Annotated in this window: 18 protein-coding genes; 10 read left to right on the forward strand and 8 right to left on the reverse strand. The window is 72.3% G+C overall.

Features of this window, described 5'->3' with window-relative positions:
• Nucleotide 1: 1 nt before the first annotated feature.
• Both HNR02_RS29635 and HNR02_RS29640 read right to left on the reverse strand, forming a co-directional pair.
• On the reverse strand, nt 2-766 hold the full coding sequence (locus HNR02_RS29635) for an ABC transporter ATP-binding protein (protein ID WP_179776948.1): 765 nt from the start codon (nt 764-766) through the stop codon (nt 2-4).
• Nucleotides 767-837: 71 nt separating this feature from the next.
• On the reverse strand, nt 838-1,692 hold the full coding sequence (locus tag HNR02_RS29640; protein WP_179776949.1) for a universal stress protein: 855 nt from the start codon (nt 1,690-1,692) through the stop codon (nt 838-840).
• A 57-nt stretch (nt 1,693-1,749) separates the two neighbouring features.
• Here HNR02_RS29640 and HNR02_RS29645 point away from each other — a divergent pair, with 57 nt between their 5' ends.
• Both HNR02_RS29645 and HNR02_RS29650 read left to right on the forward strand, forming a co-directional pair.
• Entirely contained in the window at nt 1,750-2,691 is a 942-nt protein-coding gene (locus HNR02_RS29645; RefSeq protein ID WP_179776950.1) for a zinc-binding dehydrogenase, read from the forward strand.
• A gap of 254 nt (nt 2,692-2,945) precedes the next feature.
• Complete coding sequence (locus tag HNR02_RS29650; protein WP_312861213.1) at nt 2,946-3,236, forward strand: DUF2332 family protein; 291 nt, start codon at nt 2,946-2,948, stop codon at nt 3,234-3,236.
• On the opposite strand, the gene HNR02_RS29655 is transcribed toward HNR02_RS29650, so the two are convergent.
• Entirely contained in the window at nt 3,233-4,267 is a 1,035-nt protein-coding gene (locus tag HNR02_RS29655; RefSeq protein WP_179776951.1) for a DNA polymerase IV, read from the reverse strand. The genes HNR02_RS29650 and HNR02_RS29655 overlap by 4 nt on opposite strands.
• A gap of 185 nt (nt 4,268-4,452) precedes the next feature.
• Here HNR02_RS29655 and HNR02_RS29660 point away from each other — a divergent pair, with 185 nt between their 5' ends.
• Nucleotides 4,453-5,382 carry a cobalamin-binding protein gene (locus tag HNR02_RS29660; protein WP_179776952.1) on the forward strand — a complete coding sequence of 310 codons (930 nt, stop codon included), beginning with the start codon at nt 4,453-4,455 and terminating at the stop codon, nt 5,380-5,382.
• Here HNR02_RS29660 and HNR02_RS29665 read toward each other — a convergent pair.
• Nucleotides 5,337-5,840, reverse strand: coding sequence for an OsmC family protein (locus HNR02_RS29665; protein ID WP_179776953.1), 504 nt, complete (start codon nt 5,838-5,840; stop codon nt 5,337-5,339). The genes HNR02_RS29660 and HNR02_RS29665 overlap by 46 nt on opposite strands.
• A 157-nt stretch (nt 5,841-5,997) precedes the next feature.
• Between HNR02_RS29665 and lysA the strand changes: the two genes are divergently transcribed.
• A complete protein-coding gene (gene lysA, locus HNR02_RS29670; protein WP_179776954.1) occupies nt 5,998-7,317 on the forward strand; it encodes a diaminopimelate decarboxylase in 1,320 nt (439 codons plus the stop codon).
• Between the two features lie 104 nt (nt 7,318-7,421).
• Nucleotides 7,422-7,784 (forward strand): hypothetical protein, encoded by a 363-nt coding sequence (locus HNR02_RS29675; protein WP_179776955.1) that lies wholly within the window; start codon nt 7,422-7,424, stop codon nt 7,782-7,784.
• Here the strand turns inward: HNR02_RS29675 and HNR02_RS29680 are convergent.
• Nucleotides 7,776-8,663 (reverse strand): LysR family transcriptional regulator, encoded by an 888-nt coding sequence (locus HNR02_RS29680; protein WP_179776956.1) that lies wholly within the window; start codon nt 8,661-8,663, stop codon nt 7,776-7,778. The genes HNR02_RS29675 and HNR02_RS29680 overlap by 9 nt on opposite strands.
• Nucleotides 8,664-8,749: 86 nt before the next feature.
• On the opposite strand from HNR02_RS29680, the gene HNR02_RS29685 reads away from it, so the two are divergent.
• From HNR02_RS29685 to HNR02_RS29705, 5 genes are all read left to right on the forward strand, one after another.
• A complete protein-coding gene (locus HNR02_RS29685; RefSeq protein ID WP_179776957.1) occupies nt 8,750-10,537 on the forward strand; it encodes a gamma-glutamyltransferase family protein in 1,788 nt (595 codons plus the stop codon).
• A gap of 176 nt (nt 10,538-10,713) precedes the next feature.
• Nucleotides 10,714-12,354, forward strand: a complete 1,641-nt coding sequence (locus HNR02_RS29690; protein WP_179776958.1) for an ABC transporter substrate-binding protein — start codon at nt 10,714-10,716, stop codon at nt 12,352-12,354.
• 4 nt (nt 12,355-12,358) lie between these two features.
• Nucleotides 12,359-13,315: an ABC transporter permease gene (locus tag HNR02_RS29695; RefSeq protein ID WP_179776959.1), complete on the forward strand. Its 957-nt coding sequence runs from the start codon at nt 12,359-12,361 to the stop codon at nt 13,313-13,315.
• Nucleotides 13,312-14,184: an ABC transporter permease gene (locus tag HNR02_RS29700; protein WP_179776960.1), complete on the forward strand. Its 873-nt coding sequence runs from the start codon at nt 13,312-13,314 to the stop codon at nt 14,182-14,184. Before HNR02_RS29695 ends, HNR02_RS29700 begins: the two co-directional genes overlap by 4 nt.
• Entirely contained in the window at nt 14,181-15,764 is a 1,584-nt protein-coding gene (locus HNR02_RS29705; protein ID WP_179776961.1) for an ABC transporter ATP-binding protein, read from the forward strand. Before HNR02_RS29700 ends, HNR02_RS29705 begins: the two co-directional genes overlap by 4 nt.
• A gap of 545 nt (nt 15,765-16,309) precedes the next feature.
• Here HNR02_RS29705 and HNR02_RS29710 read toward each other — a convergent pair.
• From HNR02_RS29710 to HNR02_RS29720, 3 genes are read right to left on the reverse strand one after another with little or no spacing between them, the layout of a single operon-like run.
• The gene (locus tag HNR02_RS29710) at nt 16,310-17,485 is read right to left on the reverse strand and encodes an ROK family transcriptional regulator (protein ID WP_179776962.1); all 1,176 of its coding nucleotides are present in this window, start codon (nt 17,483-17,485) and stop codon (nt 16,310-16,312) included.
• Between the two features lie 45 nt (nt 17,486-17,530).
• Nucleotides 17,531-18,961, reverse strand: a complete 1,431-nt coding sequence (locus HNR02_RS29715) for a sugar ABC transporter permease (protein WP_179776963.1) — start codon at nt 18,959-18,961, stop codon at nt 17,531-17,533.
• A 14-nt stretch (nt 18,962-18,975) separates the two neighbouring features.
• The gene (locus HNR02_RS29720; RefSeq protein ID WP_179776964.1) at nt 18,976-19,749 is read right to left on the reverse strand and encodes an ATP-binding cassette domain-containing protein; all 774 of its coding nucleotides are present in this window, start codon (nt 19,747-19,749) and stop codon (nt 18,976-18,978) included.
• Nucleotides 19,750-19,784: the final 35 nt, after the last annotated feature.

Consider the following 19,784-nt stretch of genomic DNA (forward strand, 5'->3'; position numbering starts at 1 on the left):
GTCAGGCCTCCAGCCGTGCCAGGCGGTCGGCGACCTCGCGGGCGTCCGGGGAGACGGCGTGGTCGACGATCCGGCCGTCCCGCAGGAACACCACCGCGTCGGCGCTCGCGGCGGCGGCCGGGTCGTGGGTGACCATCACGATGCTCTGACCGGCGGCGACCAGATCGCGCAGCAGGCCGAGGACCGTGCGGGCGGCGCCGGAGTCGAGCGCGCCGGTGGGCTCGTCGGCGAAGAGCACGCGCGGCCGGGTGACCATGGCGCGGGCGATCGCGACGCGCTGCTGCTGGCCGCCGGACAGCTCCCGCGGGCGGTGCTTGCGGCGGTCGTCCAGTCCCACGGCCGTGAGCACGGCCCGGACGTCCTTCGTGGACACCCGGCGGCCCGCGAGCCGCAGCGGCAGAGCGACGTTCTGCTCCGCCGTGAGCGAGCCGATGAGGTTGAAGCTCTGGAAGACGAATCCGATGTCGCTGCGGCGCAGCGCGGTCAGCTCACCGTCCCCGGCGGAGGTGATGTCCGCGCCGCCGAGCAGGACCTGCCCGGCGGTGACCCGTTCCAGACCGGCGGCGCAGTGCAGCAGCGTCGACTTGCCGGAGCCGGACGGCCCCATGACGGCGGTCCAGGAGCCGGTGGGGAAGGCGACGCTGACGCCGTCCAGCGCGCGGACGCTGTGCTGGCCCGTCGCGTAGGTCCGGGTGACGCCGCGCAACTCGACGGCGGGCTGGTGGCCCGTCGACATGGTGCGGGCCGTTGGCAGGGACGTTGTCATGCCTCGAATCCCACCGCGGATCGTCTGCCGGGTCATCGGTGCCGGCCACCGGATCCGTGGTGGGGCTGGCCCTACCCCTGTTCCGGGCGCACGACCAGCACCGGGCATTCGGCGTGGTGGATCAGTGCCTGGCTCGTCGACCCCAGCACCAGCCCCCGGAACCCGCCCCGGCCCCGGCTGCCCACCACCACCAGCTGCGCCCGCGCGCTGCGGGCCAGCAGCTCGTCCCGGGGCCGGTCGCGCACCACCACGCGCTCCACGCGCACGTCCGGGTAGCGCTCCCGCCATCCGGCGAGTCGTTCGGACAGCAGCCGTTGCTGTTCGCGCTCGATCGTGGACCAGTCGAGGTCCGGGACCGGCAGCGGGACACCGTAGTCGGCGTCGCTCCAGGCGTGGACCGCCACCAGCGGCACCTCGCGCCACGCGGCCTCGTCGAAGGCCACCGCCAGTGCCTGCTCGCTGGTCGGGCTGCCGTCGATCCCGGCCACCACCGGACCGGTCGCGCCGGGCCGTCCGCGCACCACCGCGACCGGGCAGTGCGCGTGCGCGCTCACCGACACCGCGGTCGATCCGGCGAGCATGCCGGTGAACCCGCCCCGCCCGGACGAGCCCAGCACGATCATCCGCGCCGTGCGGGACTGGTCGAGCAACAGCGAGACCGCCGGTTCGAGCGGCATCTCGGTGGTCACCGTCGCCTCACCCGCCGCGCGGGCCGCCTCGGCCAGCAGCTGCTGCCCCGCGCGCTCCAGTTCGTCGAAGAAGGTCTGCGGCACCGGCAGCCCGCCGTCGAAGCGGCCCCCGGTGACGTCGGCCGCGTACACCAGCCGCAACGGCAGCTTCCGCAGCGCCGCCTCGCCCGCCGCCCACCGGACGGCGTCCAAGGCCGCCGCCGATCCGTCCACCCCGACCACGATCTCGTCCGCCATGTCTCCCACGCTACTCACGCTTGACCTCCAGCGCGGTGGAGGTTGCAGCCTGGGTCCATGCGAGTGATCGTGGCGGAACGGTTCGGTGGCCCCGAGGTGCTGCGGGTGAAGCGGGTGCCCGACGCGCATCCCGGGCCGGGGCAGGTCGTGGTCGAGGTGAAGGTCGCGGGGGTGCTGTCGCTCGACGCGGCGATCCGGCGCGGCGAGGCGGGCGAGCGGTTCCCGGTGTCACCGCCGTACGTGCCGGGGGCCGGGGCGGCCGGGCAGGTCACCGAGATCGGCGACGGCGTGGACGGGTCGTGGTGCGGCGAGTGGGTGCTGGCCGACGTCGACGGCGGCGGCTACGCCGAACAGGTGCTCGCGACGCCGGACCAGCTGATCCGCGTTCCCCCCGGGGTGGGGCTGCGCGAGGCGATGGCGCTGCTGCACGACGGCGGCACGGCGCTGGCGGTGTTCGAGCGCGTGGCGGTCACGCGCGGCGACCGGGTGCTGGTCCAGCCCGCGGGGGGTGGGCTGGGCAGCCTCTTGGTGCAGCTGGCGCACGCGGCGGGCGCGCGGGTGACCGGCGCGGCGCGCGGTGCGGAGAAGCTGGAGACGGTACGCGGCCTGGGCGCGGACGCGGTGGTGGACTACAGCGAGCCCGGCTGGGCGGACCGGGTGGGGCCGGTGGACGTGGCGTTCGACGGCGTCGGCGGCACCCTCGGCCGCGAGGCGGCCCGGCTGGTGGTCCCGGGCGGCCGGTACTCGAACTACGGCTGGGCCGGTGGCGCGCCGGTCCCGCCCGAGGAAGTGAATCCGGAGGTGACCGCCTACGGGATGGAGCAGCTGTCCGAGTACGCCCCGGGCCGTCGCGACCGGGCCCGGCGCATGCTCGACCTCGCCGCGCGGGGTGCGGTGCACACGGTGATCGGACAGACCTTCCCGCTGGCCCGCGCCGCGGAAGCCCACCGCGCGCTGGAAGCCCGCACCGCCACGGGAAAGACCCTGCTGGTGATCTGACCGGCGCTCGCCCTGGCCTAAGGTCACGGGGTGACGTCCAACGGGCACGCGCGTGGCTAGGGCCGGCGGTCTCGGAGAGGTGTACCGGCGTTTCGCCGAGGCGAGCGGGACCTCGCCGCTGTACGAGCGCGTCGCCGCCGCGGTGAGCGAATCCGCCGGGGCGTTGCGGGCGCTCCAGGCGCTGCCCGCGCGCAAGCGGAAATCCCACGACGGTCCTCGCCTCGCTGCACGACCTCGCCCTCGCCCGGCTCCCCGTGGACGCCCTGCCAGTGGTCACCACGACCTGGGCCCTGTCCCGGATCACGCACGAGAACCGCCTGCGCTTCCTGCGCCTCCTCGACGAAGCCGCGACCGGCCGGGCGGTGGCGTGGGTGTCCGCGGAGGGCGTCGGCGTGGCGCCGGCGATCCCGACGATGGGCGATCGCCGCGCGTCCGGGCACAGCATCCTCGGCGTCGCGGTGTTCGAGCACGCGGAAACCCGCACCTGGGCGCTCGGCCGCTGCTGGTCGAAGGGCCGCCTCCTGTCCTGGCCGTCGGACGCCTAGTCCGCGCGCTCGAACTCCGCCCGCACCCCCAGCAACCGCACCGGGCGGGTCCATTCGAAACGGTCCAAAAGCGACTGTGCGGCCCCGTCGATGTCCGCACGCTCACTCGTCGGGGCGGCAAGTGTCAGGCTCCGGGTGTAGGTGAGGAACGGCTTGAACCGCACCTTGACGCCGATCCGCACCGCGGGACGGCCCTCGGCGAGGACGTCGTCGGCGACGCGGGCCGCCAGCACCGACACCTGCTCGCCGATCTCGGCGCGGTCGGTCAGGTCGGTCTGGAACGTCGTCTCCCTGCTCCTCGACCGCGCGACATACGGCGTCGCCGTCACTTCGGTGTCGCCCGCGCCCTGGGCGAGCAGCCGGTACCACGGGCCCATCGTCGGCCCGAACCGCCGCGCCAGCTCGTCCGGATCGGCCAGGCCGAGTTCGCGGACGGTGGTGAGCCCGGCGGCCGCCAGTTTCTTCGCGGTCTTGCGGCCGATCCCCCACAACGCGTCCGTGGGCCGCTCCGCCATCACCTCGACCCAGTTGGCCCGCGTCAGCCGGTAGACGCCGGCGGGTTTGGCGAAGCCGGTGGCGATCTTGGCCCGCACCTTGTTGTCGCCGATCCCGACCGAGCACGACATGCCGGTGTCCGCGCCCACGCGGCGCTGGATGTCCGCCGCCAGTGCCTCCGGGTCACCAGCGCGGGCGCCGAGGAACGCCTCGTCCCACCCGAGCACCTCGACGACCACCGGGAAGCTCCGCAGCGTCGCCATCACCCGTTCGGACACCTCCTCGTAGGCATCCTTGTCGACCGGCAGGAACACCGCGTCCGGGCACCGCTTGGCCGCCAGCCGCAGCGGCGTCCCCGACTGGATCCCGAACTCCCGCGCCTCGTACGACGCCGTGGCCACCACCGCGCGCTCGGCGGGGTCCCCGGACCCGCCGACGACCACCGGTTTCCCGCGCAGCTCCGGATGACGGGCGACCTCGACCGCCGCGATGAACTGGTCCAGGTCGACGTGCAGGACCCAGTTGCCCTCCGACACGCGCTCCAATCTAGCCGTGGCCGCACCGCTCCGCTGGTGTGCGAACGGGTGGCGGTGGCGCTGCTCGTCCCGGTGGCACCGATGGCGAAGACCGCCCATTCCCCCGCGGGCTACCTCCGCCGCGTCACACGGGAACGAGATCGCAGGTCGTGCACCCGTTCAGCCGGACGCCTACCCTCGGGACCGTGCGGATCGTGTCGCTGCTGCCCGCCGCCACGGACATCGTGGCGGAGCTGGGCCTTGCCGGGCATCTGGTCGGGCGAACGCACGAGTGCGACTGGCCGCCAGGGATCGAATCGGTGCCGGTCGTGACCGCGAGCGAGATCACCACCGGAATGAGCAGCCGCGAGATCTCCACGGCCGTCGGCGGGGCGCACGAAGGCTCCGCGCTGTACGCCCTCGACGCGGAGAGGCTCGCCGCCCTGGAACCGGACATCGTTCTCACCCAGGACCTGTGCGACGTCTGCGCGGTGTCCTACCACCGCGTCTCCGAGGCCGTCCGGCTGATAAACACCGGCCCGCGCGTGCTCAGCCTCGAACCACGCACCCTGGCCGGCATCCTCGACTGCCTTCGCCGCGTCGGCGACCTCCTCGGCGTACCCGGCGTCGCCGCCGAGCGCGTCGCCGCGATCCAAGCGCGGTGGACCGCCCTCGAACAGCGGACCCGCGACGAGGCACGGCCACGCGCCGCCGCGATCGAGTGGCTCGATCCGGTCTGGCCCGCCGGGCACTGGGTGCCCGAACAGATCACCGCGGCCGGCGGGATGCCACTGCTCGCGGAACCGGGCGAGCACACCACGGCGGTCGAGTGGTCCCGGGTCGTCGAAGCGCGGCCGGACGTTCTGCTCCTGCTCCCCTGCGGCCTGCCGCCCGACCGGACCGAAGCCGAACTCGACGTGCTGACCGCACGCGCCGGCTGGACGGACCTGCCCGCCGTGCGCGACGGGCAGGTCTGGATCCTCGACGGCCCGGCCCACTTCAACCGGCCGGGCCCGCGCGTCGTGCGCGGCGCCGAGGTCCTCGCCCACGTCCTGCACGGCATCGGCGACGTCGAGCCCGGCGAAGCCCGTCAGGCGAGCCGCACCTCGATCTCCGGCGGCGTCCGCAGGGTCTGATACACCACGCAGTACCGCTCGGTCAGTTTGCGCAGCGTCGCGAGCTGCTCTTCGGAGGCGTCGGTGTCCAGGTCGAACGACAGCCGGATCGAGGCGAACCCGACCGGCGCCGACTTGTCGACGCCGAGCGTGCCGCGGAAGTCCAGGTCACCCTCGGCCCGCACGGTCCCGCCGCGGATCTCCAAGCCCAGCGACGTGGCGACCGCCCGCAGCGTGACCCCGGAACACGCCACCAGCGCCTCCAGCAGCATGTCCCCGGAACAGGCGAGGCTGCCGTCGCCGCCGGTCGCCGGGTGCAGGCCGGCCTCGACCATCGCCCGCCCGGTCTCCACCTTGCACGAGATACCCAGGCCGTCGAGTTCCGCGTTGGCGTGCAACGTGATCAGCGCGTCCTCCGGGGAGTCGCGGTAACGCTCCTTGAGCGGGCCCTGCAGTTCCTTCAGTTCGGTCGCGTCCATGCCGACAGTGTATGGCCGCGTGAAGGGGCTCACGCCGGCGTCAACGCGGGGTCAAGACTGCCGCGGCACGCGTCACCAGCGCGTCAGCGAGCCACCCGCGCACCGCCGCGCGGACCTTTCCTCGGTGCGGAGAGATCACCACCGAAGGAGGAGGACCATGACACTCGCCGAGGTGCTGCCCAGCGTCGGGCTCGCGGGAGAACCACCGCTGGACCCCGGACTCTGGCCGGTCACCACCCGCATCGCCGACGGGGGCGATCTGACCTGCGGCGGTGTGAGCCTGGTCCGGCTCGCCGCGCGGTTCGGCACCCCGGTGCAGGTGTTCGACGAGGCCGAGATCCGCCGCCGCGCCGCGCTGCTGCGCACGGCGTTCCCGGACGCCGAGATCGCCTTCGCCACCAAGGCGCTGCCCGTGCGCGGGATCCTCCGGCGACTGGACGGGTTCAGCGCCGACGTCTGCTCCGCCGGGGAGATCGCCCTCGCCCGCTCGGCGGGAGTGCCGGGCGAGCGGATCCTGGTGCACGGCAACGTCAAGACGCCGGAAGACCTCAAGGCCGCGTTCGCCGCGCACGCGGGCCGGATCGTGGCCGATTCGGCCGACGAGATCGACCAGCTCGCCGCGCTGGCACCGGCCGGGCAACGGGTCCTCGTCCGCGTCACGCCGGGCGTCGACGCGCACACCCACCACGCGCTCGCGACCGCGGTCGAGGGCCAGAAGTTCGGGCTCTCCCTCGCCTCCGGCGCGGCGCTCGACGCGGTCGGCCACCTGCTTGCCCAGCCCGGCCTGCGTGCCGCCGGGCTGCACTGCCATCTCGGCTCGCAGGTGCGCGGCACGAGTGCCTACGAGGAGGCCGCGCGCCGCATGGTGGGCCTGCTCGCCCAGGTCCGCGATCGGCACGGCGTCACGCTGGACCAGCTCGACCTCGGCGGCGGGTTCACCGTCCCCTACCGGCCCGGTGAGGGCGCCTTCGACCTGACCGGCGCCGCCCGCCGCGTCCTCGGCACGCTGCGGCGGGAGTGCGACCGGCACCGGCTACCGGTCCCGCGCCTGGTGCTCGAACCGGGGCGCTGGCTGGTCGCGACGGCCGGGATCACGCTGTACCGGGTCGCCGCCGTCAAGGGCGGTTTCGTCGCCGTCGACGGCGGCATGAGCGACAATCCGCGCCCGGCGCTGTACGGCGCGCGCTACACCGCCCGCCTCGTCGGACGGCACACCAAGGCACCGCGGCGGCCGGTGACGATCGCGGGACGGCATTGCGAGGCGGGCGATCTGCTGGCCGAGGACGTCCCGCTGCCCGCCGACGTGCGGGCCGGTGACCTGCTCGCCGTCCCGGTCAGCGGGGCCTACCACCACGCACTGGCGTCGAACTACAACCTCGTCGGCCGCCCGCCCCTGATCGCGGTCGCCGACGGCGCGGCGCGCGTGCTGGTGCGCCGCGAGACGGAAGAGGACCTGCTGCGCCGCGACCTGGGATAGGAGTGGGTCTGGCCCCACCCCGCCGTGGGTCCGGACCGGTACTCCGCCGTCCCCGTGGTGCCTAGCGTCGAGGACGCAGGATTCCACAAGGGACGGAGATGAACATGGACAAGTTCGGCACGGTCAGGAAATCGCTCGCGGTCTACGGCGCGTTCGGGGTCGCGGTGCTCGTCGTGGTCGTCGCGCTCGCGGTGGCGGGACAGGAGGTGAGCGGGTTCATGTGGGGCCGGGCGTGCGGGATGGTCGCCAGCGCCGCGGTGACCTGGTGGCTGGCGGGCCTCGCCGGGCGGGGCTCGCGATCCGCGCTCGTGCGGGTGCGCATCATCTCGGTCGTGGTGCCGGTCGCGATCGTCGTCATCGACGGCATCCCGGGCGCCCTGCCGCTGTGGTTCGCCGCGGCGCAGATCGCCGGCGCGCTGGCCCTGGTGCCGGCCGCGGTGATGGTCAACCGGCCCGTGTCACGCTGAGTCGCGCGCGGCGAGCGTCGTGTCGATGAACGCCCGCGTCGCCGCCGTGACCGGGCCCTGCCGGTGCACCAGCCACTGCGGCAGCCGCTCGGCCGGGTCGAACCGGTAGACGTCCGCGCCCGCCCGCCGGGCCAGGTCCGACCAGCCGTCGGGCATCAGTCCGGCCCCGATGCCCCGGAGCACCATCGGCAGCACCACGCTCCGGTCGCCGACCTCGGCCGCGATCGTCATCTCCCCGACGGTCGCGGCCAGCCGATCGAACAGCGCCCGCACCGCCGTCGCCGGCTTGGTGACCACGAACCGCATACCGCGCAGGAACTCCGGGGCGACCACGTCGCCGCGCACGTCCAGCGTGCCGGGGGAGGCGACCAGCAGGAACTCCTCGTCCCGCAGGTGGTGCGTCACCAGGCCCCGCCCGGACGGGCGCTCCGCGCTGCCGCACACCCCGACCTCGCACCGGCCCTGCAGCACCATCGCGACCACCTCGATCGCGGACAGCGCGGACGACGTGCTGACCGTGACGCCCGGATGCCGCCGCGCCAGCTCGGCGACGATGCTGGTGACCGGCTCCAGCCCGGACGACGAGGTCGCGGCCACGTCCACCCGCCCGGCCGCGCCGTCACCGATCGCGCCCGCCGCGGCCCGGAGCGCGTCGAGGTCACGCAGCACCAGGCGTGCCCGGTCGGCCAGCGCCTCCCCCGCCGTGCTGAGCACGGCATTCCGCCCGACCCGGTGGAACAGCGTGACCCCCAGCTCGTGTTCCAGCTTGCCGATCGCGCGGGACAGCGACGGCTGCGCGACGTGCAGCGCCCTGGCTGCCGAGGTGAAGCCGCCCTGTTCGACGATCGCGACGAAATACTCCAGCTGGCGGCGTTCCATCGCGCTCCCATCCATAGCGAACGGCTATCCGAATGGTGTCACACATGTCTTGGACGTCACCCGGTCGGAGGGTGTCTACTCGACCCGTGTTCACCACCCGTCCCACGCTGCAGGGCACCCACGGCATGGTGTCGTCCACCCACTGGCTCGCCTCGGCGACGGCGATGGCGGTGCTGGAGGACGACGGCAACGCCTTCGACGCGGCCGTGGCCGCCGGGTTCGTGCTGCACGTCGTCGAGCCGCACCTCAACGGCCCGGCCGGCGAGGTGCCGATCATCCTCGCGCCCGCGGGCCAGGCGCCGCGCGTGCTGTGCGGGCAGGGACCGGCACCCGCGGGGGCGACGGTGGCGCACTACACCTCGCTCGGCCTGGACCTGGTGCCCGGCACCGGCCCGCTGGCCGCCGCCGTGCCCGGCGCCTTCGACGCGTGGATGCTCCTGCTGCGCGACCACGGCAGCAAGACGCTGGCCGAGGTGCTCAAGTACGCGATCTCCTATGCCGAGAACGGCCACCCCGCGGTCGAGCGCATCGGGTCGACGATCGCGAGCGTGCGGGAGCTGTTCGAGCGGGAGTGGACCACCTCCGCGGAGGTCTACCTGCCCGGCGGCCGTCCGCCCGCGCCCGGCGAACTGCTGCGCAATCCCGCGCTCGGCTCGACCTGGCGGCGCCTGATCATCGAAGCCGAGGCCGCCGGTCCCGGCCGGGAGAAGCAGATCGACGCCGCCCGGCGAATCTGGCGCGAGGGCTTCATCGCCGAGGCGATCGCCGAAGCCGCCGCGCATCCGGCCATGGACACCTCCGGCGAACGGCACTCCGGCACGCTGACCGCCGACGACCTCGCCGCCTTCGAAGCGGGCTACGAAGATCCGGTCACCTACGACTGGAACGGCTGGACCGTCGCCAAGTGCGGGATGTGGAGCCAGGGCCCGGCGTTCCTGCAGCAGCTCGCCCTGCTCCCCGGCGAGCTGGAGTACGGCACGCCGGAGTACGTGCACACGCTCATCGAGGGCACCAAACTCGCGATGGCCGACCGCGAAGCCTTCTACGGCGACAGCGCCGACGTGCCGCTGGAGTCGCTGCTTTCCCGCGAGTACAACGATTCCCGCCGCGCCCTGATCGGTGAGCGGGCCTCGCACGAAGTGCGGCCGGGCTCGCCGGACGGGCGGCAGCCCCGGCTGAGCAAGCAGGCGCGGCTCGCCATCGGCGGCGCCGTGCCGCCCCCGCCCGCGGCCGGAGCCGGGGAGCCGACCGTGGCCAAGGACGGCACGACCCGTGGCGACACCTGCCACCTCGACATCGCCGACCGCTGGGGCAACATGATCGCGGCCACCCCGAGCGGCGGCTGGCTGCAGTCCAATCCGGTCATCCCGTCGCTGGGTTTCCCGCTGGGCACCCGGCTGCAGATGTGCTGGCTCGACGAGGGCCTGCCCAACTCGCTGGTGCCGGGCCGCCGCCCGCGCACTACCCTCTCCCCGTCGATGGCGCTGCGCGACGGTGTGCCGGTGCTCGCGTTCGGCACGCCCGGCGGAGACCAGCAGGACCAGTGGAGCGTGCACTTCTTCCTCGCCGTCGCGTTGCGGGAAAAGGTGCGCGGCAGCCTCGACCTGCAGGGCGCGATCGACGCCCCGAACTGGCATACGGACAGTTTCCCGAGTTCGTTCTACCCGCGGGCGATGAAACCGGGAAGTGTCACCGTCGAATCCCGCATCGGCGATTCCACCATTGCCGGACTGCGCCGCCGCGGACACGACGTGGAAGTCGGCGGACCGTGGTCCGAGGGGCGGCTCTGCGCCGTCGCCCGCGACCCGGAAACCGGTGTCCTGTCAGCAGGTTCGAACCCCCGCGGCATGCAGGGCTACGCCGCCGGACGCTAGTCCGCGGCATTTCCGAAAAAGGAGCGACAGCGGTCCGACCATCCCCCGGTCCGCTGTTTTCTCCTGCCCGCGCATCCGCCGGCGATCGTTACCCGAATTAACCCCGCGGAAATCGATGACAAACTCCGGGAAACTACCGTAAGCTGCGCACACATTCGACGCGCTGGAGTTTCCCCATGGCCCACAACAATTCACGGTGGCGCGTTCTCGCCTCCGTCGCGGCGGTCACCGTGGCGTTGTCCGCGTGCGTGCCGGTGCAGCACGTGGCGAGTACCGCCGAGCACACCGACGACTACGGGACGCCGGTCGGCGCCCAGGCCGTCCAGGCCGGGGGCGAGCTGGTGATGGGGCTGTCGTCCGAGCCGGACCGGCTCGACCCGACCACGTCCAGCTCGCTCTACACCCGCTACGTGATGAGCTCGATCTGCGAGAAGCTCTACGATCTCGACGCGCACGGGCAGGTCGTGCCACAGCTGGCCACCGCACTGCCGACCACCTCGCCGGACGGCCGCGTGGTGACCATTCCCGTGCGCACCGGGATCACCTTCGCCGACGGCACTCCGTTCGACGCCGCGGCCGTCCGCACCAGCCTGCAACGCCACCTCACGCTCAAGGGTTCCCAGCGCACCAGCGAAATGGGCCCGGTGGACAGCGTCGAGGCGCCGGACGCCGAGCACGTCGTGCTGACCTTCGAGCAGCCGTTCGCGCCGATCACCGCCGCGCTCGCCGACCGCGCCGGGATGATCCTGTCCCCGACGGCAGTGGCCGAGCAGGGCACGAACTTCGGCGACCACCCGGTGTGCGTGGGGCCGTTCAAGTTCGTCAAGCGCGTACCGCAGACCTCGATCGAGGTCGAACGCGATCCGCTGTACTACGACGCGGCGCAGGTCCACCTCGACCGCATCCTGTACCGGATCATGCCGGACGCCAACATCCGCGCGGCCAACCTGCGCTCCGGCGACATCGAAGTGGCCGACACCATCTCGCCGCAGGACGTCGACGCGCTGGCGAAGGACCCGGACCTGAAGGTGCTGCAGTCGCCGTCGCTGGGATACCAGGGCGTCACGATCAACACCGGCAACGTCGACGGCGCCGGAACCCCGGCGAAACCGATCGACACCCCGATCGCCCGCGACCCACGAGTGCGGGAGGCGTTCGCGTCCAGTGTGGACCGTCAGACGCTGGTCGACACCGTCTTCAACAACTGGTTCGACGTGGCCTGCTCCCCCATCGCACCGCAGACCCCGTACGCCACACCGGCGAGTGACGCCTGCCCGGCCTACGATCCGGCACGCTCGCGGCGGCTGCTCGCCGAAGCCGGGGTACCCACGCCGTACACCGTGACCCTGCAGGTCTCCAACAGCCAGGACTACCTGCGCTACGCCCAGGCCCTGCAGGCCAGCGTCGCCGAGGGCGGGTTCGACCTCAAGATCGTGCCGGTGGAGTACTCGACGCTGCTCGACGTGCAGAAACGCGGCGACTTCGAGCTGCTGCAGCTGGGCTGGTCCGGCCGCATCGACCCGGACGGCAACACCGCCCGGTTCCTGTCCACCGGCTCCGGCGGCAACTACGGCGGATTCACCTCCGCCGAACTGGACGGGCTGCTGGACCGTGCCGCCCGGACCACCGGCACCGCCGAGCGGGCGGACCTCTACGGGCAGGCCACCCGGGTGATCCAGCGGGAGAACCCGATCGTCTACACCTACCGGCTGCGCAATCTGACCGTCCATTCGGCACGGATCGCCGGTGTGGAGGTCTACTCCGACGGCGTGGTCCGGCTCGGCAGGGCCGCGTTCCGCGCGGACCAGGAGGACTGAAACCATGCTGCGCTACCTGTTCCACCGGCTGTGGCAGTCCGCGGTGACGCTGGTGCTCGCCTCGATCGTGGTGTTCGCCGGGGTGCGCACGCTGCCCGGCGATCCGGCGCTGGCGATGGCGGGCGAGGAGGCCGATCCGGAGACGCTGGCCGCGGTGCGCGCCCAGCTGGGCCTGGACGATCCGCTGCCGCTGCAGTACCTCAAGTTCCTCGGCCACGCGCTCACCGGCGACTTCGGCCGCTCGACCCGCACCGGCACCCCGGTGTCGGAGATGATCGGCACGACCCTGCCGGTCACCGTGCAGCTCGCGGTGTACGCGATGCTGATCGCGGTGCTGGCCGGGCTGCTGCTCGGCGTGGTCGCGGCGGTGTTCCGCGGGCGGTGGCCGGAGTGGACGGCCAACGGGTTCTCGCTGTTCGCCCTGTCGGTGCCGACGTTCTGGCTCGGCATCCTCGCCGTGGTCTACCTGTCCGTCCAACTGGGATGGTTCCCGGCCTCGGGGTATGTGTCCCCGCTGAAGGATCCGCTGCGCGGCCTGTACTACCTGACATTGCCCGCGGTGATCCTCGGTCTGTCCCACGCGGCCGTGGTGCAGCGGCAGACCCGCGCGTCGATGGTCGGCACGCTGACCGCCGACTTCGTGCGCACCGCCCGCGCGAAGGGTCTCGGGCGCGGATCGGTGATCTTCCGCTACGGACTGCGCAACAGCCTGATCGTGGTCACCACGATCGTCGGGCTGCAGCTCGGCGGGCTGATCGCCGGCGCCGTGGTCACCGAGCGGATCTTCAGCCTGCCGGGCATCGGCAAGCTCACGCTGGACTCGGTGTTCAGCCGCGACTACCCGGTGATCCAGGCCGTCGTGCTGGTGATCACCTTCGCCTACATCGTCATCAACCTGCTGGTCGACGTCCTCTACACGGTCATCGACCCGCGGGTCCGCGTCTCCGGGAGGGCCGCATGACCGCGATCACCGAAGCCCCGGTCGCGCCGGGCCGGGTCCGCGGGCGGGTGTGGAAGAACCTGCTGCACAACCCGATGGGCGTGACCGGCGGCGTGCTGCTGCTGATCGTGCTCGTCGCCGGGATCTTCGCGCCGTGGCTGGCGCCCTACGCACCGTCCGAAGTGCACTTCACGACGCCGTTCCAGCAGCCCGCCACCGTCGGGTTCGCACTCGGCACCGACGACCTGGGCCGCGACGTGCTCTCCCGCGTGCTGTACGGCACCCGCACCTCGCTGGAGGTCGGGTTGCTGTCAGTGCTGCTGGCGGTCGTCGTCGGTGTCCCGCTGGGACTGCTGTCCGGGTACTGGCGGTGGCTGGACGCGATCGTGTCCCGGCTGACCGACCTGATGCTCGCGTTCCCGTTCCTGCTGCTCGCGGTCGGGCTGGCCGCGATCAACGGCGGCGGGCTCGGCAACGCGGCGATCGCGCTGGGCATCACCAACATCCCGGCGATGATCCGCGTGGTCCGGGCTGAGACGCTGCGGATGAAGGACAGCGACTTCGTGCTCGCCGCGCACACCATGCACGCCGGGCCGTGGCGGATCCTCGGTCAGCACGTGCTGCCCAACGCGGCGTCGGCGATCATCGTGCAGGCCACGGTGATCATGCCGGCGGCGGTGCTCGGCGAGGCGATCCTGTCGTTCCTCGGCCTGGGCATCCAGCCACCCGAGCCGAGCCTGGGCATCATGCTCTCCGACGCGCAGCAGTACCTGTTCCGCACCGTATGGCCGGGAGTGTTCCCCGGCATCGCGCTGGCCCTGATCTGCCTGGGGTTCAACCTGTTCGGCGACGCGCTGCGCGACGCACTCGACCCGAGGAGTTCTCGATGACGGAACCGTTGCTGCGGGTCGAGGACCTGCGAGTGTCCTTCGGCGACACCGAGGTGGTCCACGGGGCGGACCTGACGATCATGCCCGGTGAGCGGGTCGCCGTGGTCGGCGAGTCGGGATCGGGCAAGTCCACGACCGCGCACGCCGTGCTCGGCCTGCTGCCCGGCGCCGGGCGGATCACCGGCGGGCGGATCGTGGTGCGCGGCGAGGACGTCACCCACGCCGGGGAAAAACGGATGCGACGGCTGCGCGGCCGCGAGATCGGCCTGGTGCCGCAGGATCCGATGACGAACCTGAACCCGGTGGCGCGGGTCGGGCGCCAGGTCGCGGAAACGCTGGTGACGCACGGGCTGGCGAACCGCCGGGAGGCGATGGCGCGAGCGGTGGAGATCCTCGGCGAAGCCGGGCTGCCCGACCCGGCGCGGCGCGCGCGGCAGTACCCGCACGAGTTCTCCGGCGGCATGCGGCAGCGGGTGCTGATCGCGATCGGCCTGGCCTGCCGCCCGGACCTGCTGATCGCCGACGAGCCGACGTCCGCGTTGGACGTCACCGTGCAGCGGCAGATCCTCGACCACCTGGACGGGCTGACGCGCGAGCTGGGCACGGCGATGCTGCTGGTGACCCACGACCTCGGGCTGGCCGCCGACCGGGCGGACCGTGTGGTGGTGATGTCGCAGGGCCGGGTCGTCGAGTCCGGGCCCGCGCACCAGGTGCTGACGGCGCCGGAACACGAGTACACGCGGCGGCTGATCGCGGCCGCGCCGTCGCTCAAGGAACCGCTGCCCACGGCCGAACCGGCGCCGCCGGTGCTGGAGGTTTCCGGGGTCTCGAAGGAGTTCCGCATCCGCGGCGGCGGTGGCGTGTTCAAGGCGGTGGACGACGTGTCGTTCACCGTGGAGCGGGGCCGCACCACCGCGATCGTCGGCGAGTCCGGGTCCGGCAAGACGACCACGGCACGCATGGTGCTCGGGCTGGTCCCGGTGTCCGGCGGCACGATCCGCCTCGACGGCGAGGACGTGCTGGGCCTGCGCGGCGCCCGGCTCAAGGCGGCGCGCCGGGCGATGCAGCCGGTGTTCCAGGACCCCTACGCCTCGCTCGACCCGCTGTTCACGGTGGAGCGCCTGATCACCGAGCCGTTGCGGATCTTCCGCGTCGGCGACAAGACCAGCCGCCGCTCGAAGGCCCTCGAACTGCTGGACCAGGTCGCCCTGCCCGCCTCGGCCGCGCACCGCTACCCGAACGAGCTGTCCGGCGGACAGCGCCAGCGGGTCGCGATCGCCCGCGCACTGGCACTCGGCCCGCGGCTGGTGGTGTGCGACGAGGCGGTGTCGGCGCTGGATGTCCTGGTGCAGGACCAGATCCTGACCCTGCTGCGCGGCCTGCAGGACGAGCTGGGCCTGAGCTACCTGTTCATCTCGCACGATCTGGCCGTGGTGAAGGCCATCGCACACGACGTGGTGGTGATGCGCGCCGGACGGGTCGTGGAACAGGGCCCGGTCACGAAGGTGCTCGAAGCGCCCGAGGAGACCTACACGCAGCAGTTGCTGGAGGCCATCCCCGGAGCGGGCGTGTTCGCCTGACATCAGCGCGCGCCAGCGCCGTGCCCTGAACAACAGAAGCTGGGTGGTCATCCCGTCGCCTGACACCGGACGATCACCTTGAGCCAGGGCCGCAACCCTGGCTCTGTCCGGCGGCCGAGTACGCAACCTTGCGGCCCTGGCTCAAGGTGATAGGCACAAACCGGAAGGCGACGGGATGACCACACAGCGACCACCCTGCCAAGGTGAGCCGAGCGCCCTCCCCGTCATCCCGGAGCCAGCCCGTCCGGCGAGGACTATCCCTTGATCTTTGAACCGGGCTTCCGGCAGGCGAGGTGACCGCTGGGCACGTCGCCGTCGAGTAGTCGGTCACTACAGACCGCCCCCGCCCCTCCTTGCGGAGGGTTCCAGTCGCCGAGCAGACGCGTCAAGGCGGGAAAGAGTACCTTGACCCGTCTGATCGGCGACCGAAGCGGGCTGGGGATGAGGGGCGGGGGAGGTCTGGGCCGGTCGCTGTCGGCTTCCGTTGCCGGGCGGCGGGCCCGTGCGGGGCGGAGCAGCTGCCGTTGCCGACCGACGACCGCGGCTCACCAGTCGGCGAGCACCGTTTCGAAGGCGAGTTCCGCGGCGCCCAGCAGTTTCGCGTCCGTGCCGAGTGCCGAGGTCGCCACGCGGGTGCCGGTCAGGGCGCGGCTCATCAGGCTCCGCTCGCGCACCACCGCCTCCAGGTGCTCGACCACCGCCGGCGGCAGGGCGGTGAACAGGTCGCCCAGCACGACGAGCTGCGGGCACAGCAGGTTGACCACGTTGGTCAGCCCGAGCGCGAGCCAGTCGCCGAACTCGGTGAGCTTGTCCGGGATCTCGCCGTCGGCCGCGAGCAGGCGCAGTTCGTGCACGATGGCGCCGACCGGGCTGTCCTCGTCCAGGCCCAGCGCGCGGGACAGCGCCCGCTCCCCCACCTCGGTCTCCCAACAGCCGTGCGCCCCGCAATAGCACTGCCGCCCCTGCGGGCGCACGACCATGTGCCCGACCTCGCCCACGTGGTGGCCGCCCGCGCCGCGCAACGACACGCCGTTGGAGATCACGCCACCGCCGACACCGACCTCGGCGCTGATGTAGACGAGGTCGTCGTACCCGCGCGCGGTGCCCCGCAGGTGTTCGGCGACCGCGCCCAGCTCGGCGTCGTTGCCCATGTGCACCGGCAGCTGCAACGCGCGGGACAGCCACGCGCCGAGCGGGATGTCGGTCCAGTGCAGGTTCGGTGCCTCGTGCACGAACCCGTCGGCGTGCCGCACCACACCGGGCACCGACACACCCGCCGCCACCGGCTGCACGCCCAGCTCGTCGATCAGCGGCCCGGCCGTGTCGACGATCTTGGTGAACACCTCCCGCGGGTCGTTGGTGGTGGAGCGGATGTTCCACCCGCCCCGCCCGAGGATCTCCCCGCCGATGCCGACCAGGGCCATCCCGGCCCGTTCCACCCGGATGTCGATCGCGAGCACCACCGCGGCCTGCGGCTGCGGCAGCACCAGCAGCGACGGGCGGCCCGCCCCGCTGCGCTGCGCGGGCACCCGCTCCTCGACGAGCCCGTCCTCGGCCAGACCGTCCACCAGCGCCTTGATCGTGCTGCGGTTGAGCCCGAGGTCGGTGGCCAGCGTGGCCCGTGTGGACGGTCCGTGGACGTGCAGCCGGCGCAACAGGGCGGCCCTGTTGTGCCGGCGCACGTCGTCCGGGCGCGTGCCCGCGGTGGATGTGGTCGTCACCTGCGCTTCCCTGCTGGCCGGTGGTCGGCTGTCCTCACCCGCGCCTCAGCGCGCCACCGCGGCACGCTTGCGGGAAAGCGCGTCGACGGCGGCCGCCACCAGGAGGACCAGGCAGGTGATGATGTTAACCGTAGCCGCCTGGAATCCGAGCAGGCCGAGGCCGTTCTGGACGGTCGCCAGCACGAGACCACCGATCACCGCGTCCCGCAGCCGCCCGCGGCCACCGAACAGCGACGTGCCACCGATCACCGCCGCGCCGACGGCGAACAGCAGCGTGTTGCCGCCACCGGAGTTGCCGTCCACCGCGCCGACCTTGGAGCTGTAGACGATGCCACCGATCGCGGCCACCGCCGAGCAGATCACGAACACGCTCATCCGGATCTTGTCGACCTTGATACCGGCGCGCCGCGCGGCCTCCTTGTTGCCGCCGACGGCGTAGATGTGCCGTCCGTAGCGGGTGCGGTCCAGTACGAACGTGCCGACCACCAGCAGCACCAGCACGATCGGGACGACGTAGGGCACACCGGCGATCGTGGTCACGTCCGGGTTGGGCGACCGGTTGGTGTTGAGCAGGTAGGTCGCCACCGCGCCGAGCACCAGCACCGCACCGGCCTTGAGGACCACGATCGTCGTCGGCGAGGCGACCAGCCCGCGCCGCAACCGTCCGAAGTGGCGGGTCAGGACGACCGCGGCGTACCCGCCCGCGGCGAGCACGAACAGGATCCAGCCGCCGAGGATCGACAGGTTGCCGTTGGCGACCTCGTAGAGCACCTCGCTCTGCCGGATGGAGATCGTGCCGCCCTCGCCGACCAGCTGCAGCAGCAGGCCGTACCAGCCGATGAACAGCGCCAGCGTCACCACGAACGACGGAATCCCGATCTTGGACACGATCGTGCCGGTCAGCGCGCCGATGACGACGCCGACGCAGATCGCCAGCACGATTTCGATCCACGGGTTCGCGGCGAAGCCGAGCAGCATGAACACCGGCACCACGAGTGAGAGCACCGCGCCGATCCAGACCCGCAGCCACACGCACAGCGCGGCCGCGACGATCGAGCCGACGATGAACCCGTAGAACACGGTGGACCCGAAGTTGCCGAGCAGGTTGCCGTCGTTGGTGAAGTGCAGCGCCATCACCGACGCCGCGAGCCCGGAGGCGGTACCGGCGGACAGATCGATCTCGCCGAGCAGCAGCACCGGCACGATGCCCATCGCGATGATGGTCTGGCCGGCGCCCTGCGCGAACAGGTTCGCGATGTTGTTCAGGGACAGGAAGATGTCGGACAGCCCGGCGAACACCAGCACCAGCACCAGCAGGCCGAGCAGGGCGGGCAGCGCGCCGAGTTCGCCGCCCTTGAGGCGTCCGAAGTAGTCGCCGATCGCCTCGCGGGTGGACCGCGACGTGGTGTCGATCCCGAAGTCGGAGATCGCGGCCGGGGGCTGGCCCGAGTCGGGCTTCGTGGGGGTTTCAGTCATCGTCACTTCTCCGCTCACACGGCCGCGGTCTCGGGGCGGGCCAGGCCGAGGTCACCGGACCGGCCCGCGGTGATCAGTTCGACGACCTGGCTGTTGGTGACGTCCTTGGTGGCGACGTCGGCGGCCAGCCGTCCGAGGTAGAGGGTCGCGATCCGGTCGGCCACCTCGAACACATCGTTCATGTTGTGGCTGATCAGGACGACGCCGAGGCCCTGTTCGGCCAGGCGCCGCACCAGGTCGAGGACCTGGCGGGTCTGCGCCACGCCGAGTGCGGCGGTCGGCTCGTCCAGCAGCACGACCTTGCTGTTCCACAGCACGGCCTTGGCGATGGCCACGGTCTGCCGCTGCCCGCCGGACAGGGACGCCACCGGCGTGCGGACCGATTTGACCGTGCGCACCGACAGGGACGCCAGCGTCTTGCGCGCGGCCATCTCCATCGACGCCTCGTCCAGCAGGCCGGTTTTGCTGCGCTCACGGCCGAGGAACATGTTCTGGACGATGTCGAGGTTGTCGCACAGGGCGAGGTCCTGGTAGACGACCTCGATGCCGAGCGCGGCCGCGTCGCGCGGGTTGTGGATGTGCACCGGGTTGCCCTCGAAGAGGACTTCGCCGCTGTCGTACGGGTGGATGCCCGCGATGCACTTGACCAGCGTCGACTTCCCGGCGCCGTTGTCGCCGACGAGCGCGGTCACCTCCCCCGCGCGCACCTCGAAGTCCACGTCGTGCAGGACGTGCACCGGCCCGAAGCTCTTGTTGACGCCTCGCAGCGCGAGGACGGGCTCGTTCATGGAAGAACCTCCGCTATCGGTGGAGCGACACGCCG

Source organism: Amycolatopsis endophytica (genome assembly GCF_013410405.1).
GTDB lineage: Bacteria > Actinomycetota > Actinomycetes > Mycobacteriales > Pseudonocardiaceae > Amycolatopsis_E > Amycolatopsis_E endophytica.

Excerpts from the sequence above, each read along its gene's own strand:
- HNR02_RS29635 (WP_179776948.1), bottom strand. The coding sequence starts at position 766 with ATGACAACGTCCCTGCCAACGGCCCGCACCATGTCGACGGGCCACCAG.
- HNR02_RS29640 (WP_179776949.1), bottom strand. The coding sequence starts at position 1,692 with ATGGCGGACGAGATCGTGGTCGGGGTGGACGGATCGGCGGCGGCCTTG.
- HNR02_RS29645 (WP_179776950.1), top strand. The coding sequence starts at position 1,750 with ATGCGAGTGATCGTGGCGGAACGGTTCGGTGGCCCCGAGGTGCTGCGG.
- HNR02_RS29665 (WP_179776953.1), bottom strand. The coding sequence starts at position 5,840 with ATGGACGCGACCGAACTGAAGGAACTGCAGGGCCCGCTCAAGGAGCGT.
- lysA (WP_179776954.1), top strand. The coding sequence starts at position 5,998 with ATGACACTCGCCGAGGTGCTGCCCAGCGTCGGGCTCGCGGGAGAACCA.
- HNR02_RS29675 (WP_179776955.1), top strand. The coding sequence starts at position 7,422 with ATGGACAAGTTCGGCACGGTCAGGAAATCGCTCGCGGTCTACGGCGCG.
- HNR02_RS29680 (WP_179776956.1), bottom strand. The coding sequence starts at position 8,663 with ATGGAACGCCGCCAGCTGGAGTATTTCGTCGCGATCGTCGAACAGGGC.
- HNR02_RS29690 (WP_179776958.1), top strand. The coding sequence starts at position 10,714 with ATGGCCCACAACAATTCACGGTGGCGCGTTCTCGCCTCCGTCGCGGCG.
- HNR02_RS29695 (WP_179776959.1), top strand. The coding sequence starts at position 12,359 with ATGCTGCGCTACCTGTTCCACCGGCTGTGGCAGTCCGCGGTGACGCTG.
- HNR02_RS29700 (WP_179776960.1), top strand. The coding sequence starts at position 13,312 with ATGACCGCGATCACCGAAGCCCCGGTCGCGCCGGGCCGGGTCCGCGGG.
- HNR02_RS29705 (WP_179776961.1), top strand. The coding sequence starts at position 14,181 with ATGACGGAACCGTTGCTGCGGGTCGAGGACCTGCGAGTGTCCTTCGGC.
- HNR02_RS29715 (WP_179776963.1), bottom strand. The coding sequence starts at position 18,961 with ATGACTGAAACCCCCACGAAGCCCGACTCGGGCCAGCCCCCGGCCGCG.
- HNR02_RS29720 (WP_179776964.1), bottom strand. The coding sequence starts at position 19,749 with ATGAACGAGCCCGTCCTCGCGCTGCGAGGCGTCAACAAGAGCTTCGGG.